This is a genomic window from Pseudomonas sp. GB2N2 (assembly GCF_054897705.1).
Genome location: NZ_CM142701.1, coordinates 948815 through 970131 on the forward strand (window position 1 = coordinate 948815; position 21317 = coordinate 970131).

Consider the following 21317-nt stretch of genomic DNA (forward strand, 5'->3'; position numbering starts at 1 on the left):
AGGACCGTGCGGTGGCATGGCGGTCGGCAAGGGCAACGGCGCGAGATAGGTGATCCTTCCACTGGGAAACGGCTCGACATCACCGGCGTTGTGGGATTGCTCTGACACTGGGGCCGGCATTGGGAAATTACTCTTCGGGGGCATGGTCGGCCATCTCCAGCAAATGAGTTTCAACCAGTAACAATGGTGGATGGTCAGTGACAGATTGAAGTGGCAGTACCGAGAAACGCCCTGTACTGCGAGGGTTGATTTGAATGACTTGGGTCCGTGACACCCAGTTCCCGTTTGCATTCAGGGTCTCTACGCAGACCGCCAGCTCCAGCGTTTCGGAAGACGGGATGAACTCGGCGTCAGGATCAAGTGGATATCGTAGGCACAGTACCAACCGGTCGGGTGCTGCTTGCACGATGCGCAGGCTCGCCACTACCTCATCACTGATGACGTCCTTGCGTTCTTGCGGCCTGCCTCGGCTGTGGAGGGGGACGGAAAGGCGTCGGGCGCCGATCCCCAGTCGATAAATCGGTTTTCCGCTGAGAGGCGGCTGAAAGTCAGGGAGATTGAACCTCGGCAGGACCAGGTGGATGTCGCTGGGCTTGGCTTTCAGCAGCAGGTTTTTCAGCCACGAGTCATGTTCATCCGGGCCCAGTTGTGCATACGGAGCGTTGAACAAATAGTCCAGATAGCGCCGATATTCATCTAAGGTATGGTCGCCACGATGATCTGCATCCAGACTCCATGGCGTGGTATTCAGCCATTTGTCGTGGGCGCTGAGGTTGAAGCGGTTGAAAAGCCAGGTGCCCCCAAACTCCAGTACGGTAAACAAGGCACCGGCCAGATTGAATCGGAAAAATACGGTAGACAGTCTTGTTCCAGCTGCGGCCCAGGCGGCTTTTCTCGCTGCGGAGTTTCTAGCTATCGCCACGGTATAACCAGCGTGCAAGGTGTGACCCAAGCCATAGGCATTCATAGCCGTGATGCCGCCCGCACCCAAAGTGGCCGACGCGGCGCTAATCTGCTCGGCGCGATCTCCGGTACGTGTCGCCTGCTGCCATTTTTGCCGTTGGGAATGGAAGCTGACGGCTGAGGAGGTAAAGCCAAAAAGGTAAGTAAAGAAACCCAGTCCAACATGCATCTTCCCCATCGACACATGCACATTCTGCAAAGCATGGACTTGAAGCCCAGCGACGAGCTCAACGCTGCGCGCCTTCAGAGCCGTATCCGCCAGACTTTGCGCCGCAGTAAATCCCGCAGCACCAGTCGCCGCTAGCGCGTTGGCCAAAGGCATCCACACCCGCTTGTTCCTGGATTGATTTTTCAGCTCCCTAACAACCGAAACCAAATTCACCCCCTGCACCAAAAACACCAACAACCCCATCCCCTCACTCCGAATCAACTTCCCATTCGGCACTGAACTCACCCCAATCCGAATATCCTTCAGCAAACTCCTTACCTCCAACTGTTGCGCCGGCGCAAACACCGCCGTTACCCCAGCCCGAGCCGGCGTCGCGCCGTACATGCGCACCGACTGATCCGGCAACTCTGCAATCGGACTCAACGCCCCGGCCAGTCTTCCTTCAAGCTGGGTCAACTGCCCGCGCACCCGCACGATTTCGCCCTGCAACTCCATCGCCCGCGCTGTCTTGTGCCCCTGGCGGTTTTTGTTGTGGGTGATCTGATTGCGTTCGCGGGTCAGGGTTTTCAGGTAATCGCGTTCACTGAGGAGTTCCTTGAGGGTGGTTTTCAACGCCAAGTGTTCCTCGGGGCTGGCGACGGTGAAGGTCACGCCGGTGGTTTTCGCCGCGTCGAGAATCCGCACCGTTAACGCCTTGGGCAGTTGCCGAAACAGTTCGTCGAGGTCGGGGATTTTCTCGCCCGTCAGGTCGAATCCCTCCAGTGCCCGGTTCAGGCCCAGGTTCAGCGCGGGGCTGAGGCTGTGCTGAGCAGCGTCGGCCACGGCGCGGGTGGTGTCGGGCAAATCGTCGAGGGCGGGCAAACCCGGCTGTTCGATTTTCTCCAACGCGGCCAACCAGTGCGGCAGGTTGTTGAATACGCCCATGCCGGCGTTGAACAGCGTGGCGTATTGCGCGGCTTTTTCTGGCTGAAGGGCCAAGGGCAAGGTGTAGAACAGCGGCCGGGTCAGTTCCGGGTGTTTGTCCAGATAGCCCAGCAGGATTTCACTGGCCTGGTCGCTGCGGCAGATGTCCTTGAGGCAGGCGTATTCGGCGGCCAATGCTTGGTGAAGTTGCGGTTTATCCTGCGCGTCGTAGTACCAGGCCGAACGGTGGAAGCGACCGTCAGCCACCAGCATCGTGCGGTCGACGGTGATGCGGTCGAGTATCCGGTTCCAGCGACCGAGGTCGTCGCGATGCTGAGACAGTGCAGCGTCCATTGCCGGCCGGTCGATGAAATCATTGACCCCGCGTTTGCCGCTGAAACTCGAACCTTCGAGCACGTCGATGATGCGTCGGTTTTGCTCCTGGCCGAGTTTGACCAGGGTATCGAGGTGCCGCCCGACAAAATCCTCGGGCGCCTCTGCGAAGTGTTTGCGCGTGTAATAACGGCGGTCGGCCTCGTCGCTGGCGCGGCTGTGGGCGCTGAAGTCAGGTGTGGCGCCTTGATACTTGGCAAACCTGAACGCTTCGGCATGCGCTTCTTTGCGCAGTTGTTCGAGCTCCGGCGGTGCCGGCACGCCCGACGGCTCGACCTGTCCGCCCTTGTTCAGGTAATCCAACAAGGCCCGTCGGGAGTGGTCCCGATCCGGTTCCGGCAACTGCTCCAGATCGACGAACAACGCCTGCACGGCGGGAGAACTGTCCACCTTGGCCAGCCCTCCGATGTCCCCGGCACTCAGTTGGCTCAGTGATTCGATGTAACAGGCCAGCAAGTAATCGCGCTCTTGCGTGCCGGCATTGCTCCACTCGTCGACCCAGCCCACCACGGTGTCTTGATACTCGGCCAGATCACGCAACACGCCGAGGTCATCCGGCACCACGAGAAACAGCGTGTCGTCCTGATAAGGCCCGCGCACCTGGCCCAGTAACTCGCCGATGTGCGCCTCGCGAAAACGTCGAGGGTGCTCCCACAAGTAGGGTTCACGTTCGTGCGCGGGAGCGTCACTGACGTGGACCGTCGGCAACAGAACGGCGTCTGGCGGTGACGGGGTCACCTGCTCAACTCGGTCTTGGGCAGCTTGCGCCTGTTCGGCCGGAACGGTCGCAATCTCCGCCAGCCATTGCTTGCCTTGCGCAACTGTCAGCAGATGCATGCCGCCGGTTTCACAATCCACCGGGCCTAGATCGACTACCTGCATGAAGTGCTCGCGCTCCTCGCGACTGTCGAGCACCTGAGTGCATTTGGCCGCCGTCCATTGCACTTCAGCGAAATTCACATAAAGCGTGCTTCGCCTTGAAAACAGCAGCGCCGGCCGCGCCTCGATGGGCGAACGCTGATCATCATCAACCTTGGGGCCCTTGTGCAGAAGGGCACTGATTAGCCCGTCGAGCACCTGATATTCGTGCAGATGGCCGGTGACGCTGTCGATGACGTACAACCAGCCATCGCGCAATAAACGGATGCCCAACGCGCGGGTAGTGAGCGCGTAGGGCAACGCCAATTTGGCACCGGGGTCGAAGGGCTTTTCCACCAGGCCGTAGCGCAAGGGCAATAACTGAACATGGGTTTTGCGTAGAGGGCAGGCGCCGGGGGAACCGATGGCGGTTTTCGAGGCGGCAGCTGCCGCGAGGTTGGCAGGATGAGTCATGGGCGCCCCCGTTGGATGGCCGAGCGGTAGGCGAGATCAGCGGCCAGCGCCACGCGCTCGCCAGGTGGTTGCAGGGAGGGCGCCTGGAGCAAATGAGCGATAGGTGGGTGTTGCTCCAGAGCCGTGCCGTCGAGCCAGGCCATCAGGTTGGCGTAATAGAAGAGTTCGGATTGGCTGCTCAGACCCAAGGCACTCGCTTCGCTCTCCAATTGCTCAAGCATTGGCCAGCGTTGGGCGACGGTTTCTGCGCCATGACGCTCAGGAAAATAGGTGAGCAAATGGGCGTTGAGTTCGAGCAGCGCACGGCGTCGGTCAACGTCGTCCAGCGCGGCACTCAGTTCCGGGCTCAAGCGATAGGGCGTCGGCAGTTCCGGACTTTCGGGCAGCCGGGGCTGGTGCCGTTGCCAATTTGCGCGGAGGCAATCGGCAGTGACCACGCACGAAAGTGGGCCGAACAAACGCTGGTCACCGATGCTGAACAGTGCCTGCGCCACGGCCGCATCGGCCAGTCGCAGGACTACCGACAAGCCGTCAGGTAGCTCGACCGTCAGCAATTGGCGCAAGTGTTGAGCCACATCGTGTGCAGACGCCGCGCTGAACAACAGCACGCCCCATTCCTTGTCTGCCTGTTGCAGATAGAACTGAAAAACCGGGGAGTCAGGGTGGTCGATCGTCACCAGCAACGGTGAAATATCCCGAAGTGGGGTAAAGGGCGCACAGTCATACAGCGCCAGGATGCTGGCGCCGGGGCTCAGTTGTTTGAGGCGCTCCGGCAAATCACGCAGGGTTGCGCCGTCCAGCAACAAGAAGGCTTGATGCGCGCTCCAGGGCAGGTCGTCGGGCAGGGAATTCAAAAGACTCATGCTTGGGCTCCCTCACAGACCAGGCACCGCGAGGCGCGATTGGAGATCAGTGCGTGGCGTTGCTGTGCCGCATCGAACGTCACTTTCAACAAAGGCAGGGCACCGGGCATCAGCGGCTCCGCCGTCAGGCACATGGGCGGCGCGCCGCCCTGCAAAATCGGCACGCTGCTGAAAATGCCTTCGGGCCCCAGGATTATCCACTGACCGCCAGCCGCAAGCGCCAGATGCGTCCCGCCATTGATGACGACTTGTTGTACGGCGCTGAAGTGGAGCTGTTGCATGGCGCTGATTCTTTGATTGGCAACGCGGACATGCTGATCGCCAAAAACCAGCAAGTGGTCATCCTGTTTGAGTTCAGTCAGGCGGTTGCCATGGGTCAAATGGCGTTCTTCGCCGCGCACGTCATGGCTGCTGATGCCACCGACCACCACGTTGCGCTGGTTGTCGACTTGAATCCGTTCATCGTTCAGAACGTGCTGCACGAAATCGCGCTGGGCACGCAGGGCAATCTCCTCGGCGCCTTTCCTGTCCTCGATGCGCAGTTCGTTGTAACCGCCACCGCCGGGGCTGCTGTGGCTGCGGAAGATGCTGCGGGTCTGCTCGGCGGGCAAATCCAGGGGCACCGGGGTCGAGGCGTTGGGCAGACAGCACAGGACGTAAGGTTTGTCCGGGTCGCCGTCGGTAAAACCTACCTGCACCTCCATACCGACTCGCGGGATCTGCACGCTGCCGTAACCGTCATGGGCCCAGCCCGTGGCGACTCGTAGCCAGCAGCTCGATTGTTCGTTGTGCTGCCCGTCACGGTCCCAGAGCAGCTGGACTTTCACCCGACCGTACTGATCACAGTAAATTTCTTCGCCGGGCGGGCCGGTGACGACGGCGTGCTGGTGCCCCGTCATCCGCGGCTTGGGATGGTCGAGGGCGGGCCGGAATATCACGTCCCAGGGTGTGGCGACGAAGTGGTTACGGTAGCCCTGGCTGAAACCATCTGGCGCACCGGGGGCGGTCATCTGCTCTTCCAGCACCTGGGGTTGCAAGCCGACATGTTCGACCTGCGTCAACAACCACAAACCATTGTGTTCGGGGCAAGGATGTTCGGACATCTCGACAAAGTGGCCGCTGCGCATTGCACTTTGGTCACTGCGTCCGCTGGCAAGCTGGTAATCGGCGCGGTGGCGCTGCAGTGCTTGATGGGTTAGCTGGTTACCGCGATCGCGGTGGGTGAATTGCCCGGGAAACGCATAATCCTCGAGGTGCGGCAGCAGCGGTTTTTTTGACGCACTGTCGAGTTGCACGCGTGGCTTCTCGAAATCGTAATCACGACGGCTGACGTGGGTTGGGCGGGTATTGAGTTTCAGTTTGAATTGATCAATCACGGGTGCATCCGCGACCATGCCGTTGGCTTGCCTGTAGGTGGTTGACCGTTCGGGTTTCGAGAAGCTGGTTTGATCGTCGCCGAATACCAGCACATGCCGCTCGGCGCTGTGCTGAAAGTGGAAGTGCAAACCCTCTTCCTCACACAGTCTTTGAATAAAGTGGAGGTCAGTCTCGTACTGCACGCAATACAGCCGTGGTCGGTACTCGGCATTCAGCTCAAAGCACCAGACATCGGCATGCATGCCCTGATCTTTCAGCACTTTTGCAATGATCTGCGGCACGCTCAGGTTCTGAAAAATGCGTTGGTTGTGGCAGTGGGAGAGATAGGTAAGGTATGGCACCAAGGTCATTTGGTAGCGGGTCAGGCGCTTGCCTGAATCACCTTCGGCGATGGCATAGACTTGCCCATGAATGCCGGCACCGTCCGCTGCGAAGCGCAAAAAAGCCGAGCGGTGATGAAGCGACCGGATGTCCAGGCCGTGGCGTTCGCCGACCAGTTCGAGATTAACTTCATAGGGCTGATTCAACGCTTCCTTGGCGCGGAATTCGAATACCTGAAGCTCGCGGGAAAAACCTTGAATGTCGAGTGTGAACACGACGGGTTTGAGGGCGCTGAACATCCACATTTCCTTGTGTCTATTTCAAGACAAAAGATTTTCCGTGGATCTACCGGTGGCTGATGTCGGACGAATCGATATATGGCGTAGGAGGGGTCCGTTAAGTCCTCGCCGGTAGTTATTCATTGACTGCGTCAAGCAAAAAAATGCCCGCTTGTAAGATCAGTCTGTAAGAGGTTTTGAAGTTCTGTCCCATTCAAGTGGGTCAGGGCCTTTGGCGTTGAGATCAAAAGCTCGTCAAATCCGCTTCAACACACTGTCCCCCGCGTCCCTCGGCAACCTGATCACATCAACCAGCGCCAGCAGCCCCAACATCGCCACCCCGACAAAGGCAATTCGAAAATCCCCAACCTGTGCCTGCAGCTCATGGTTTTGCACCGACATTGACACCCGTAGCAGTAACGCAGCCACCGTCACCCCCAACCCCATGGCCAGTTGGAAAGACATGCTGAACAACGCTGACGCCTCGCTCATGCGCGGCTTGGGCACGTCGGCAAAGCCGATGGAGTTGTAGCAAGTGAACTGCATGGACCGCGACAAACCACTGACGAACAGCACGGCGGCAATCAATGCAAAGGGCGTTTGTGGGGTAAACAGCGCGCAAGCCAGAATGGAAACCACGCCGATCACGCCGTTGACCAGCAGGACCCTGCGAAAGCCATAGCGCTGCATGATTGCCGTAGTGAACGGCTTCATCGCCAGGTTACCGGCGAAGACCGCCAGCACCAGCAGGCCCGCATCGACGGGGGATAGGCCGAAGCCAACCTGGAACAGCAGCGGCAGCAGGAAGGGCAGGGCACTGATGGCCAGGCGAAACAGTGATCCGCCGAGGATGCTGACGCGGAAGGTGTCGATGGCGACGGTGCCGAGGGGCAATAGTGGGTCGGGGTGGTGTCGGCAGTGATGCACCGCCCACACGGCCAGGATCACGCCGACCATCACCAGCGCGAATCCTGACCACATGGCGCTGCCGTGCTGGCTGCCCAGCCATTCCAGACCGCCCAACAGCGCAGCGCAGGCGCCGGCCAGCAGGGCGAATCCTTTGCCGTCGAATTTGCGCACCTGTTGTTCCCGGCCTTCAGGCACCAGCCACAGTGCGGCCACCAACGCCAGAACGCCGAGCGGCAGGTTGACGTAAAAGATCCAGGGCCATGACGCGTGGGTGACGATCAGCCCGCCCACCACGGGTCCGAGAACAGGTGCGACCAGACCGGGCCAGGTAATCACCGCGATCATGTTCACCAGGTCTTTTTTGTCGGTATTGCGCAGCACCGCCAGGCGTCCCACCGGGACCATTAGTGCGCCGCCGATGCCCTGCAGCACGCGGGCCAGGACGAACATTTCGATATTCTGACTGAGTCCGCACAAGAGCGAGGCGAGGGTGAAGACGACGATTGCACCGGCGAATACGCTGCGCGCGCCAAAGCGGTCGGCGATCCAGCTGGACAGCGGGATGAAGATCGCCACCGCCAGAATGTAGGCGGTGATGCCCACGTTCATGTCCACCGGCGTGATCCCGAACGCGCTGGCCATGGTCGGCAGCGCAGTGGCGATGACCGTCGCGTCGAGGTTTTCCATGAAAAAGGTCACCGCCACCACCAGCGCGATCAGCCGGGTTTGCAGGCTGAGCCCCGCGTCAGTGTTGACCGTAGATTCTGGCGTGGCGGGTGACTTCACCGGTGTGTTCCTTTTTTCGAGACGCGTCTGACAGAAAACCGCGCCATGAGTTTAACCATCGATCCGTACTCACAAACATGAATCTGCAAACGGCCATGAGCAATGTGCCACAATCGCCACCGTCGCAGCACGTTGATCAGGCGGATGAAATGGATGGCCTTGGATTGCGGTACGAAACGGAAGAATTAATCGTCAGGCAGGTGCGCACGGACCGACTGCACCAGCTGTTCCGCCAGTCGGTTTCCGCGGTGTTCGGCAGTTTTCTCGCGGTGCTGATGCTGTGCTGGCTCTGCTGGGAGCGGTTCGATCACACGGTCGTTGCGTGGTGGATAGCGCTGTTGATCGCGTCGTCTTTGTTGCGCATTTCGATGTTCATTGCTTATTTCCGCAGTCCGCACAGTGAACGCACGCCACAGCGCTGGGAGCGCACCTATTGGCTCACGCTCGTGTCGTCCGCTGGTATCTGGGGCGGCGGGGCGCTGGCGGTGATTCCCGCGGATGACCTGTTGGCCCAGGCGCTGGTCATGCTGTTTTGCGTGGGGATGTCGGTGAGTGCGGTGTCCTGCTACTCGGCCTATCGCTATATGACTATGGTCTCCATTGCCCTGGTGCTGCTGCCTTGTACGATCTGGCTGTTGTTTCAATCCACCTCGCTGCAAGTCGGCATGGGCATCGCGGTCCTGGTATTCGCCTCTTTTGTATTCAGCGCCACGCGCAGCGTGTCCGACGCACTGGAAACTGCCTTTCGCTTAACCCGTGAGATGGAGCAGGCGCACAGTGTGTCCACCCGTGCGGCGCAGACCGATGAACTCACGGGCCTGAACAACCGCCGGGCTTTTTTCGACCATGCGCAGCAGTTGTATGGCCACTGCAAGAACAACCGCTTGCCACTGTGTGCGGTGATGCTGGACATGGATCACTTCAAGCACATCAATGACACTTACGGCCATCAGGTCGGGGATCAGGTGCTGCGGCAAATGGGCGGCGTCATCAGCCGTTCGTTTCGCGAAACCGATGTGTATGGCCGATTGGGCGGGGAGGAGTTCGCGGTTCTGCTGCCGGACACTTCGATCGAGGTGGCGCAGAACATCGCCGAGGCGCTGATCCAGTCGATCGCCGGGCTGATGACCGGGCCGGTCAATCGCGTTTCGGCCAGCGTTGGCGTGGCCTCGATGAATGTCGAGGATAACGATCTGCACAGCCTGATGAACAACGCCGACAAGGCGCTGTACCGCGCCAAGGCTCGCGGGCGCAATCAGGTCGCCGTCGCCGAGTAGGCGCGTGAGGCCGTCATAACGCCGCGCGATGCAACGAATGCCACGTCAGGGCCTCATATAAAAACGAGCGACGCCTTTGGAACAGAAGGGCGGATGCCATTTTTCCTGACGAGAGGTGATTGTTTCCATGACGGCAGCTGAAAAAAACCATGTGGACTGGCTGGTCGAACAATCGATGCTTCACGCCGCGAGACAACGGGCCAAACTCTATTCGGGGCAAGGTCGCATGTGGCAACAGCCCTTCGCGCATACCCGGCCCCGTGACGCCTCGGCGCTGGCGTCAGTGTGGTTCACCGCGTACCCGGCCTCCATTGTCACCCGGGAAAATGGCACGGTGCTCGAAGCTCTTGGGGATGAAACGCTGTGGCACGCGTTGTCCAGAATCGGCATCCAGGGCATTCACAACGGCCCGCTGAAAAGGTCCGGCGGCCTGTCGGGAACCCGCCACACGCCGACGATTGACGGCAACTTCGACCGCATCAGTTTCGACATCGATCCACAACTGGGCACCGAGGCGCAACTGCAGGCGTTAACGCGCATGGCCGCCGCGCACAACGCGGTGATCATCGACGATGTGATCCCGTCGCATACCGGTAAAGGCGCGGATTTCCGTCTGGCCGAGATGGCGTATGAAGACTATCCGGGTCTGTACCACATGGTCGAAATCCGCGAGGAGGACTGGCCGCTGCTGCCCGAGGTCGTTCAGGGGCGCGACGCGCAGAACCTCAGCCCGCAGCAGGTCGACCTCCTGCGTGACAAGCACTACATCGTCGGCCAGTTGCAACGGGTGATCTTCTTCGAGCCCGGGGTCAAGGAAACCGACTGGAGTGCAACGCCGATCGTGATCGGCGTCGACGGCAAGCCACGACGCTGGGTGTATCTGCATTACTTCAAGGAAGGGCAGCCGTCGCTGAACTGGCTGGACCCGAGCTTCGCCGCGCAGCAGATGATCATCGGCGACGCACTGCATGCCATCGACGTCATGGGCGCGAAAATCCTGCGCCTGGACGCCAATGGATTTCTCGGTGTCGAGCGCAAACTCGACGGCACTGCCTGGTCGGAAAGCCATCCGTTGTCGATCACCGGTAACCAGTTGCTGGGCGGGGCGATTCGCAAGGCCGGTGGTTTCAGTTTTCAGGAACTGAACCTGACCGTCGACGACATCGCCGCCATGTCCCACGGCGGTGCCGATCTTTCCTACGACTTCATCACCCGGCCCGCCTACCAGCATGCGTTGTTGATGGGCGATACCGAATTCCTGCGCTTGATGCTGCGCCAGATGCACAGCCTAGGTATCGATCCGGGTTCGCTGATTCATGCCTTGCAGAATCACGACGAACTGACCCTCGAACTGGTGCATTTCTGGACCCTGCATGCCCATGACACCTTCCTCTACCAAGGGCAGACCTTCCCCGGCAACATCCTGCGCGAGCACATTCGCGAACAGATGTACGAACGCCTGGCCGGCGAACACGCGCCTTACAACCTGAAATTCGTCACCAACGGCGTGTCTTGCACCACCGCCAGCATCATCACCGCCGCCCTGGGGATTCGTGATCTCGACGCCATTACGCCGGCTGACATCGAGCAGATCCGTCAGATTCATGTGCTGTTGGTGATGTACAACGCGATGCAGCCGGGGGTGTTCGCACTGTCGGGCTGGGACCTGGTCGGTGCGTTGCCGCTGCCGGCCGAGCAGGTTGCGCATTTGATGACCGATGGCGATACCCGCTGGATTCATCGCGGCGCCTACGATTTGGTGGATCTGAATCCGGAAGCGGAATTCTCCGAAGGTCAGATGCCGCGCCCGAAAACCTTGTATGGCAGCCTGACCCGTCAGTTGAAAGACCATGACTCGTTCGCCTCGCAATTGAAGCGGATTCTGGCGGCGCGTCGTGCCTACGATATTGCTGCGAGTCGCCAGATTCTGGTGCCGGACGTCGAGCATCCGGGGTTGCTGATCATGGTTCATGAACTGCCGGCAGGCAAAGGCACGCAAATCACCGCGTTGAACTTTGGCTCGACTCCGATCACTGAAACCCTTCACCTGCCCAATATTGCGCCGGGGCCGGTGGTCGACATCATCAACGAGCGGGTCGAAGGTGATCTCACGCCTGAGGGTGAATTCACCATTACGCTGGATGCCTATGAAGGCCTGGCACTTCGGGTGGTCAGTAGTTCGCCGATGATTTAGGCACCTCATCGGCGGCGCAGGGCTGGCCCATTCCCAATAGCGGCAATCCCAACAAAGTCAGCCCCACGCCCGCCATGGCAATGAGGGTCAGCGGCTCGCCGAATTGCAGCCATGCCCAGAGCATGGTCACCGGCGGTGTCAGAAACAGCGCCCCACTGATTTTCTGAATGCTGAAGCGCTGCAGGCACAGCCAGTAGAACCCGTAGCCACCCAACGTCGAGAACACCACCAGCCAGACAACGCCCGCCGCGAAACCGCCGCTGGTCGGTGGACGCATTTCGCCCTCCAGACACGCGAGCACGGCAAACACCGGGATCACGGCGCAGACCTGAATGAACAGCGCGGTCAGGGCCGACACCGATCGACCGGGACTGGCTTTTTCATACAGCGTGGCGGCTGCCAGGGAGAGCACGGCCAGCAGCGGCAAACTGTAGACCCAGCGCTCAGCGCTTGCCCATTCGACGCTGGCCGCGCTGGCCACCAGCATGCCGGCCAGGCACACCACGAGTCCCAGCCACTGCCTGCCGCGAGTACGCTGTCCCGGCACCGTTGCGGCCATGACGACAATGCTCAGTGGCAACAGATTGGAGATCAACGAAACAGTGCCCGGCGCCACGCCGATCTGAATGGAAGCAGCGATGGGACCGATGTAGCCCGCAATGGCGAACAACCCGAGTAATCCCTGATGCCGCACATCGCGGCGTTGTAACCCGCGCAACCCCGCCCACGCGAAGGGCAGCAACACAGCGGCGGCGAGGATGAAGCGCCACAATGAAGCCAGGTAAACGCTGCCTTGATCGGCCACAAACCGATAGCCGATGAAACCGGAGCTCCAGCTGACGACCATCGCCAACAGCAGCAAACCGCTAATCAACCTGCGGGTTCGTGTGGCGCTCATCTGAAGTCACCTGACAGTGGATTGACTTCGATGGTATGAAGGAAGGCGTGATGCAATCAAACGATACGATCAGCACGACTGATGCAGGATTAATGCACCATGGCCGAGACCCTCGAAATCGAACTGCTGCGCACCTTTCATGCTGTTGTGCGGTTTGGGCAATTCCTCGCTGCCTCCAGTTTTCTCAACAAAAGCCCGTCGGCGGTCAGCCTGCATATCCGCCGGCTGGAAGCCTTGGCAGGCGGGCGCCTGTTGGAGCGTGACAACCAGACGGTCAGCCTGACGCCGCTGGGCCGGCGCTTTGCGCTGCAAAGTGCCGAGCTTGTGCTGCTGCATGATCGCTTGTTAGCGGGTTTTACCGCGCCCATGGCCAGTGGGCGAGTCCGATTGGGCATTTCCGAGGAGTACGCCGGCGCGGTGCTGGGGTGCACACTGCCGCGCCTGGCGGCGGATTTCCCGCATATCGAACTGGAAGTGGAAACCGGCTCCAGCGGACGCCTTCATTCCCGGCTTCAGCGCGGGCAACTGGACATCGCGCTATTGGTGGAACCGGCTGACGGCGCGGAAGCAGATCCCCAATGCATAAAAACTTTCGGCCTGACCCAGCCCGTCTGGGTGGCCGCCCACGACTTCACACCGGACTTCGCCAAACCGATCCCGCTGGCGTTGCACGGCAAGGGTTGTCCGTACCGAAGCGTGGCCATCGACGCGCTGACCCGACAAGGCCGGCGCTGGCGGGCGGTGATCATGAGTGCGGGTGTTACGGCTCTGGAAACGGCGATTGAGGCCGGGTTGGCCATCGGCATTGTCGACCGCGCTCAGGTGCGTCAAGGCATGCGCATATTGACCACGGCGGACGGTTTTGCGGAACTGCCGTTGCATGAATTACGGCTGGTTCGTGCACCGGGTGAGTTGAGTGAAGCGGGGGAGGTGCTGGTGAGCCTTGTCGGCCATGGTTTTTCGCTGAAGCGTTGATCTGATCCGTATTTTCCAGCGCAATCTGCATCTGTTATGCGCCTGGCCCGCGCCTCACAATGACGGCACGGTTGGCATTCGCTGTAGCGTTTGCACCGCTCTCTCATTCTGTAGGAGGCCCCATGGGCAAGATGACCCTTTTCCTCGGCGGATTTTTGGTGTTGACGATTTTGATCGGTGCGTTGGCGACGATTTCTCCTACCTAGTTGTCGGGGTTTTCCTGCGGGGGCGAGCCTGCTCGCGAAGGACGCCAACGATAACGCCCGCTGCCTGAATAAACGCGCGGTCTGGACGACTTCGCGAGCAGGCTCGCTCCTAAAAGGGCTCCTGCCCGGTCAGACCTCTTCCCGCCACCGCCGCGCCTGGATAAGCAGCGCCGGAGCAAAATGCAGCACCACCATCCGTACCAGATGATGGGTCAGAATAAACACCACACTCAAACCACCCCCAAACGCAACAAGGGCAATTGTCTCAATGGCGCCGGGCATATACGCCAGCCACAACGACAAGGGATCACTACCGAGGATCTTCCCGGCCAATCCCGCAAACGCGGTCGCCGTCACTAACATCAGCGCCACCGACACCACCCCGGCGCGCCCGTGATGAATCAGCTCCTTCAAGGAGATCCCCTTGAACTTCGAGCCAATCAAACTCCCCAGCAACACCACCGCGGTATTGACATTCCACAGCGGCATCTGGAACGCCTGCACAAACCCCAGCTTGATATAGACGCCAGTAATGACGATCGCCGTGAGCATGTACGGCGCCGGAACACCCACGCTCAGCAACACGCGACCGAGCAGGATGGACAAGGCAATCAACGACAGCAGGGTCAGCAGCGTACTCATGAGCAGCGGACCGTTCTCGACCAGCGTGGCATCGCTCTGTCCAGGAACGCAAAAGCTGACCAGCACCGTGATCGACAGCAACCGGATCAGGTGCACGACGATGACTTTACTGGAAGCCCCCTCGGACTCGAGCAAATCGAACACCGCGGCGAGGGCGCCGGGGTAGACGGCCAGCAACGTATCCTTGCGGTTCCACCCCGACACCCGGAACAACCAGAAACCCGCCACTGCGCCCTGAACCGCCAGGCACAGCAACATGAAGCCCAGACTCGGCAACATGCCCGCCGCTGTCTGGCTGTCCCATGACGAAAACATCAAACCCGTGGCGATCCCCAGCACGATCTGCACATAGCCAAGGCCGAAGCGCAGCGTCGGGGCGAAGTCCAGGTTGCTGACGATCAGCGCGGTCGCGAGTATCGAACCCAGCAACAGGCCGTGAGGAACGCCGGCGTATTGCAGCGCGGTGCCGACGCCAGTGGCGATCAGTAAGCAGAGGAGGGTTTTCATGAAGGAGGGCGGTCTTCCTTGATTGTGCGATTCACCCCGACGGCGTCCAGCCGGGCCCGTGCACGTTGTCCCATTTAACGGCGGGAAGCGTCAAGTACGGTGGTTCCGCGCCATCAAAACCTGAGCGCAAAAAGCACAACGCCTCCACAGGGGAGGCGTTGCAGTTGCACGGCGATGTCACATCAAATCAAACCGATCCAGATTCATCACCTTAGTCCACGCCGCCACAAAGTCCTTCACGAACTTCTCCTTCGAATCGCTGCTGGCATACACCTCCGCCAGCGCACGCAACTGCGCGTGCGAGCCGAAGACCAGATCAACCCGCGTGCCGGTCCATTTCACCTCGCCGGTTTTGCGGTCGAGTGCTTCAAACGCCTCGTTGGTATCCGAGGTCGGTTTCCATTCCACGCCCATGTCGAGCAGGTTTTTGAAGAAGTCGTTGGTCAGTGCCTCCTTCTGCTGCGTGAACACGCCGTGCCCGGTTTGTCCGACGTTGGTATTCAATACCCGCAGGCCGCCCACCAGTGCGGTCAACTCTGGCGCGCTGAGGGTCAGTTGTTGCGCCTTGTCGATCAGCAGGTGCTCGGCCGATACGTTGTAGCGGCCCTTGAGGTAGTTGCGGAAGCCGTCGGCAATCGGTTCAAGGAAGCCGAAGGATTCGACGTCGGTTTGTTCCTGCGACGCATCCGCGCGCCCCGGGGTGAATGGCACCGTGACGCTGTGGCCGGCATTTTTGGCGGCTTGTTCGACGCCGGCGCTGCCGGCCAGCACGATCAGGTCCGCCAAGGAGATTTTCTTGCCGCTGTTGTCGAACTCGCTCTGAATGCTTTCGAGTTTCGCCAACACGTTGGCCAATTGCTCAGGCTGGTTGGCCTGCCAGGATTTCTGCGGTGCCAGGCGCAGACGACCGCCGTTGGCGCCGCCGCGTTTGTCGGAGCCACGGAAGGTCGATGCCGCTGCCCAGGCTGTTGATACGAGCTGCGAAACGCTGAGGCCCGAGGCGAGGATTTTGCTCTTGAGTGCGGCGACGTCGCTGTCGTTGACCAATGCGTGGTCAGCCTTCGGAATCGGGTCTTGCCACAGCAGTTCTTCGTTGGGCAGTTCCGGGCCGAGGTAACGCGAAAGGGGGCCCATGTCACGGTGGATCAGCTTGAACCACGCGCGGGCGAAAGCGTCGGCGAGTTGCTCGGGGTTGGCCAGGAAGCGCCGGGAAATCGGCTCATAGATCGGGTCGAAACGCAGGGCCAGGTCCGAGGTCAGCATCGTCGGGTTGCGCCGTTTGGACGGGTCGTGGGCATCGGGAATGGTCCCGGCACCCGCGCCATTCTTGGCGACCCACTGATTCGCGCCGGCCGGGCTCTTGCTCAGTTCCCACTCGAAGCCGAACAGATTTTCCAGGTAGTTGTTGCTCCACTTCGTGGGCGTGGTGGTCCAGGTCACTTCCAGGCCGCTGGTGATGGTGTCCGGACCTTTGCCGCTGCCGAAGTTGTTTTTCCAGCCAAGGCCCTGGGCTTCGAGGCCGGCCGCTTCTGGCTCGGCACCGACGTTATCGGCGGGGCCGGCACCGTGGGTTTTACCAAAGGCGTGGCCGCCGGCAATCAAGGCCACGGTTTCTTCGTCGTTCATCGCCATCCGGCCGAAGGTTTCGCGGATATCCAGGGCCGAAGCGACGGGATCGGGATTGCCCTCCGGACCTTCCGGGTTCACATAAATCAGGCCCATCTGCACCGCGGCCAGTGGATTTTCCAGATTGCGCCCGTGATCGGTACGGCTGTCTTCATTTCTCCCTGGCTCGGCCACCAGTGGAACATCACCGGGGGCTTCAACGGCTTTTTGTGCTTTGTCGTAGCGGGTGTCGCCACCGAGCCATTTGTTTTCCGATCCCCAATAAACATCCTCGTCCGGTTCCCAGACATCGGCGCGACCGCCGGAAAAGCCAAACGTCTTGAAGCCCATGGATTCCAGCGCGACGTTACCGGTCAGCACGATCAGGTCCGCCCAGGAAAGGTTGCGGCCATACTTTTGCTTGATCGGCCACAGCAGCCGACGCGCCTTGTCGAGGCTGACGTTGTCCGGCCAACTGTTGAGCGGGGCGAAACGCTGTTGGCCGGAGCCGGCACCGCCACGCCCGTCACCGGTGCGGTAGGTGCCCGCGGCGTGCCAGGCCATACGCACGAACAGTGGTCCGTAATGACCGAAGTCCGCCGGCCACCAGTCTTGGGAATCGGTCATCAGTGCCGTCAGGTCTTGCTTGACCGCCGCAAAGTCGAGGGTCTTGAACGCTTCGGCGTAATTGAAGCCATCGTCCATAGGGTCAGACAGGGACGAGTGCTGGTGCAGGATCTTCAGATTCAGCTGGTTCGGCCACCAGTCGCGGTTCGTCGTGCCACCGCCAGCGGCGTGATTGAACGGGCATTTCGATTCATTTGCCATGTGCGAGCTACCTTTGGTCGTGTTCATCCGGCTATCGGTCCCGGGAGCGGGCGTTAAATAGCGATGAGCGCGGAATCAATGACATAGGCAAGTGGCCTGCGCGGTCCCTATGAGTGGCCTAGTCACGCTTCGGGCTCATTCCTGTGTCCTTTTCAGCGCTAATCCGGCCGGCTTATGGCGCCAGCGTAGGCTAAGGTTAGACCCGAGTGGGGAAGTCAGCTAATAGGGGGAGTGTTAAAGCTTGATAGGCAGAATCTTTCACCACGCGCCTACACTTGGGGCGGATCGTTGAGCGGTTGCATGTTAGGATTTGCGCCACACCGGGGTGAAGGAATCTATGGATAAGCATCAACTGGACAAGCACATTGAAGAGACCTTTCAGTCGCTTACGCCGACGCTGCAGCGAGCGGCCCGCTTCATTCTTGATCACCCTAATGACATAGCCCTGCAATCGATGCGGACAGTCGCGGGCATGGCCAAATTGCAACCGGCGTCCATGCTGCGCCTGGCCCGGCAACTGGGTTTTGGTGGCTATGAGGAGTTGCGCGACTGCTTCCGTCATTGGCTGACCGAACGTGACTCGATCTTCACTCAGCGCGCCGACGCACTGCGAAAGCGTTCCCACGGTGACCAGAACACCGGCCTGATCAGCGAGATGCTGAGCGCCGAGCAAAGTAACCTGGAAGATACGTTCAGCCCGGATCGTTACGAACAGATCCTCGCGGCCCATTCCCTGTTGACCCACGCAGAACATATCTATGTCGTTGGTTTGCGCAGTCTCTTTCCGGCGGCGTACTACTTCAGCTATGTCTGCGGCATGTTCCTCAACAACACCACATTACTCAGCGGAATTGGCGGTGCATTCGCCGATGAATTACGGCGCATCGGTCCGCAGGATGCGCTGGTGGTGTTCAGCTACCATCCGTATGCGCAGGACGCCTTGCGCGCGGTGCAGTTTTCTCGTGAGCGAGGGGCCAGGGTCGTGGCGATCACTGACAGCCCCGTCTCACCCGTTGCGGCGCCATCGGATGTACTGATCGTGGTGCGCAATGCTTCGCCGTCGCTGTTCCCGTCTGTGGTGCCGGCACTTGCCGTGTCGCAGACGTTGGCGGCGTTGTTGGTCGCCAACGGCAGCGAGGAAAGCCTGCAGGAAATTGCCAACAGCGAAGCGCAGCTCAAGCGGTTCAGTGTCTACGTCGAGTGACGTCCCCGGCTGTTTGAACGCCTTCGCTGGCAAGCCAACTCCTGTAGGAGCCGGTTTGCCAGCGATGCTTTACCGCTGCAGCCGATTGTACTTTTTCAGGATGTTGACGAGTTCGCCGTGGGGCAGGGCGTACGCAGTGTAGCCATCGGTTCCGGTCATATCGCGAGCCGCGACCAGCGCATTGGTGATCGCTTCTTCCGTGGCTTGCACGGTGGCGTTGAACACGGGATCAATCTTGTCGTTCGGGAACTGAGTGACCGTCACCGGGTTTTCTTCTTCGACATCGTTGATCGCATCCCCGGTTGAAAACGACACGATGATGTCGCCCGAACCATTGCCCGCAAAGGAGCCCATGCGCGCCAACCCCATCGAGGCGCGTTTGGCGATGCGGTTCAACTGCGTGGCCAGCAGTGGTGCGTCGGTGGCGACCACGATGATGATCGAACCCTGATCCTTGCTGGGAGCACCGCCTTCGCCGCTGTTCTGGCAATGCGGCGTCTTGTCCGTCGCCGCGACACCTGGCTGGAAGCAACCCAGCCATTTTTGCGCCAGTTCCTGGCCGACTGGCGCGCCCGCCACCCGCAACACATCGCGCTGGCCGGTGTTGCATTGCACCAGCACGCCAACGGTGTACGACTTGCCATCGACCTCGACCACCCGCGATGACGTACCGATTCCACCCTTGAAGCCAAAGCACACCATGCCGGTGCCGCCGCCGACGTTGCCTTCCTGCACCGCCCCGCCTTTCGCCACCTCGATCGCCTTGATCGCATGCTCCTGTCTCACATGCAGACCTTCGATGTCATTGAGGCGTCCGTCCCAGGTCTCGGCGACGACCGGCCAAATGGCGTTGCCAAAGGTTTTGGCCGACCATTCGGTGATACCGGCGTAGACCGGACCAATGGCATTGGTATTGGAGATGCCGATCGGTCCGTACACCAGGCCGAAATCCTGCAGGTAGGATTGGCCGGTCATCTCGCCATTGCCGTTAAGGTTGAAAAAGCCGCCATTCACCGCTTTCACCGAGGCTTTGCCACGGGGGATCACCATGGTCACACCGGTGTGCACCGGGCCTTTGCCTTGCACCAGTTTGCCCTCGCCACTGTTAAGCGTGACCTGGCCGACCTCCACACCGGCAACGTCAGTGATGGCGTTGAGTGTGCCCGGCGTCCCCTCGAAGGGAATTCCCAGGTCCCGGGCACGCGGTGGTTCAGCGGCGAGTGCGGCGTGACTGAGCAGGACTGCACCGCAGGCCAGCAGTACGCAATTGAGATAACGCTGTTTCATGGCTGGGGCCTCTTTTTTTGTTTTTGAAGTGTTATTGGCGTGTGAGTGCAGCGAGACTTTCATCCAGCGCCACGGCGAGTGTGTCGACCGCAAAAGCCAGTTGTTCGGGGGTGCTGATATAGGGTGGCGCGAGTAAAACGTGGTCGCCGCTGACGCCATCGAGGGTGCCGCCGCCGGGGTAACACAGCAGGCCCTGAGCCTGAGCGGCCTGTTTGATTCTGGCGTGCAGGCGCAGGTTGGCGGCGAAGGGCTGGTTGCCGTCGCGGTCCTGCACCAGTTCGATCGCCCAGAACAGGCCACGGCCGCGAATGTCGGCCACGTGTGCATGGCCACCAAAGCGCTCGTTGAGCAGGTCGCCGAGTAGTTCGCCGCTGCTGCGTACGGCGGCGCAGAGGTTCTGCCCGATGATTTCCTGTTGCACCGCCAGGGCGGCGGCGCAGGCGATCGGGTGTCCGACGTAGGTATGGCCATGCTGGAAACTGCCACTGCCGCCGCTGATGGTCTGCACCACCCGGTCGCTGGCCATGACCGCACCAATCGGTTGAAAGCCACCGCCCAGACCCTTGGCCAGAATCAGCAAATCAGGCACCACGTCCTCCTGCTCGAAGGCGTGGTACGTCCCGGTTCGACCGATGCCGCACATCACCTCATCAAGAATCAGCAACACGCCGTAGCGATCGCATATCTCGCGCATCCGTGCCAGATAACCCGCCACTGGAGCCACCGCGCCGGAGGTCGCGCCCACCACGGTTTCGGCGACGAACGCCGCCACGCTGTCGGGGCCGAGGTCAATAAACGTCTGCTCCAGTTCCAGGCCCAGGCGATCGACATATTCAGTGTCGCTTTCACCGGCAAGGCGGTAGCGAAAGGCGAAGCAGGGTGAGACCTGAGTCGTCTTCATCAGTAACGGCTCATACAACGTGCGCCGCGGTAGATTGCCACCGATGGACAGCGCGCCAAGTGTGTTGCCGTGATAACTCTGGCGACGGGAGACGAAGTGGCAGCGCTCAGGCTGACCGTTCTCGACGTGGTACTGGCGAGCCATTTTCAGCGCGGTTTCCATGGCTTCCGAACCACCGGATAGAAAATACACATTGCCCAGCGTCGACGGGCTGTGTTCGGCCAACAGGCTGGCGAGCTGTTCGGCCGGCTCGCTGCTGAAAAAACTGGTGTGGGCGTAATCCAGGGTTTCCATTTGCCGTTTCATCGCCGCGATAACGTTCGGATGGGCGTGGCCCAGGCACGACACGGCGGCGCCACCTGAGCCATCGAAGTAGCGGCGGCCGGTGGCATCGATCAGGTAGCAGCCCTCGCCACGCACGGCGACGGGCAGCGTCAGAGCAGGATTGCGATGAAAAATATGAGTCATGCGGACACTTCCTTGGCGTCACCCGTCAGGC

The 21317-nt window shown here is 60.4% G+C and carries 13 protein-coding genes; 4 read left to right on the plus strand and 9 right to left on the minus strand.

Translation table 11 applies throughout. From position 1 onward, the window contains the following. Positions 1-127: 127 nt before the first annotated feature. From ACYZT4_RS04400 to ACYZT4_RS04415, 4 genes are all read right to left on the minus strand, one after another. Complete coding sequence (locus ACYZT4_RS04400; protein WP_461985550.1) at positions 128-3760, minus strand: toxin VasX; 3633 nt, start codon at positions 3758-3760, stop codon at positions 128-130. Next, positions 3757-4623, minus strand: a complete 867-nt coding sequence (locus ACYZT4_RS04405; RefSeq protein ID WP_461985552.1) for a DUF4123 domain-containing protein — start codon at positions 4621-4623, stop codon at positions 3757-3759. The genes ACYZT4_RS04400 and ACYZT4_RS04405 overlap by 4 nt, the downstream gene beginning before the upstream one ends. Beyond that, positions 4620-6620 (minus strand): type VI secretion system tip protein TssI/VgrG, encoded by a 2001-nt coding sequence (gene tssI / locus ACYZT4_RS04410; RefSeq protein WP_461985553.1) that lies wholly within the window; start codon positions 6618-6620, stop codon positions 4620-4622. The genes ACYZT4_RS04405 and tssI overlap by 4 nt, the downstream gene beginning before the upstream one ends. Before the next feature lie 234 nt (positions 6621-6854). Beyond that, the gene (locus ACYZT4_RS04415; RefSeq protein WP_461985555.1) at positions 6855-8294 is read right to left on the minus strand and encodes a DHA2 family efflux MFS transporter permease subunit; all 1440 of its coding nucleotides are present in this window, start codon (positions 8292-8294) and stop codon (positions 6855-6857) included. Positions 8295-8443: 149 nt separating this feature from the next. On the opposite strand from ACYZT4_RS04415, the gene ACYZT4_RS04420 reads away from it, so the two are divergent. After that, entirely contained in the window at positions 8444-9571 is a 1128-nt protein-coding gene (locus ACYZT4_RS04420) for a GGDEF domain-containing protein (protein WP_461988541.1), read from the plus strand. Positions 9572-9698: 127 nt separating this feature from the next. Next, positions 9699-11765 carry a maltose alpha-D-glucosyltransferase gene (treS, locus tag ACYZT4_RS04425; RefSeq protein WP_461985557.1) on the plus strand — a complete coding sequence of 689 codons (2067 nt, stop codon included), beginning with the start codon at positions 9699-9701 and terminating at the stop codon, positions 11763-11765. Here the strand turns inward: treS and ACYZT4_RS04430 are convergent. Next, positions 11743-12663, minus strand: a complete 921-nt coding sequence (locus tag ACYZT4_RS04430) for a DMT family transporter (protein ID WP_461985559.1) — start codon at positions 12661-12663, stop codon at positions 11743-11745. The genes treS and ACYZT4_RS04430 overlap by 23 nt on opposite strands. A gap of 99 nt (positions 12664-12762) precedes the next feature. On the opposite strand from ACYZT4_RS04430, the gene ACYZT4_RS04435 reads away from it, so the two are divergent. Continuing rightward, complete coding sequence (locus ACYZT4_RS04435; RefSeq protein WP_461985561.1) at positions 12763-13638, plus strand: LysR family transcriptional regulator; 876 nt, start codon at positions 12763-12765, stop codon at positions 13636-13638. A gap of 335 nt (positions 13639-13973) precedes the next feature. On the opposite strand, the gene ACYZT4_RS04440 is transcribed toward ACYZT4_RS04435, so the two are convergent. Together ACYZT4_RS04440 and katG are read right to left on the minus strand one after the other, a co-directional pair. Further along, on the minus strand, positions 13974-14993 hold the full coding sequence (locus ACYZT4_RS04440) for an AbrB family transcriptional regulator (protein ID WP_461985562.1): 1020 nt from the start codon (positions 14991-14993) through the stop codon (positions 13974-13976). Positions 14994-15170: 177 nt separating this feature from the next. After that, positions 15171-17426, minus strand: a complete 2256-nt coding sequence (katG, locus tag ACYZT4_RS04445; protein WP_461985563.1) for a catalase/peroxidase HPI — start codon at positions 17424-17426, stop codon at positions 15171-15173. 337 nt (positions 17427-17763) lie between these two features. On the opposite strand from katG, the gene ACYZT4_RS04450 reads away from it, so the two are divergent. Beyond that, positions 17764-18630, plus strand: a complete 867-nt coding sequence (locus ACYZT4_RS04450) for a MurR/RpiR family transcriptional regulator (RefSeq protein WP_461985565.1) — start codon at positions 17764-17766, stop codon at positions 18628-18630. Positions 18631-18699: 69 nt separating this feature from the next. On the opposite strand, the gene ACYZT4_RS04455 is transcribed toward ACYZT4_RS04450, so the two are convergent. Beyond that, positions 18700-19917 carry a DmpA family aminopeptidase gene (locus ACYZT4_RS04455; protein WP_461985567.1) on the minus strand — a complete coding sequence of 406 codons (1218 nt, stop codon included), beginning with the start codon at positions 19915-19917 and terminating at the stop codon, positions 18700-18702. 31 nt (positions 19918-19948) lie between these two features. Then, a complete protein-coding gene (locus tag ACYZT4_RS04460; protein WP_461985569.1) occupies positions 19949-21286 on the minus strand; it encodes an aspartate aminotransferase family protein in 1338 nt (445 codons plus the stop codon). Positions 21287-21317 lie beyond the last annotated feature (31 nt).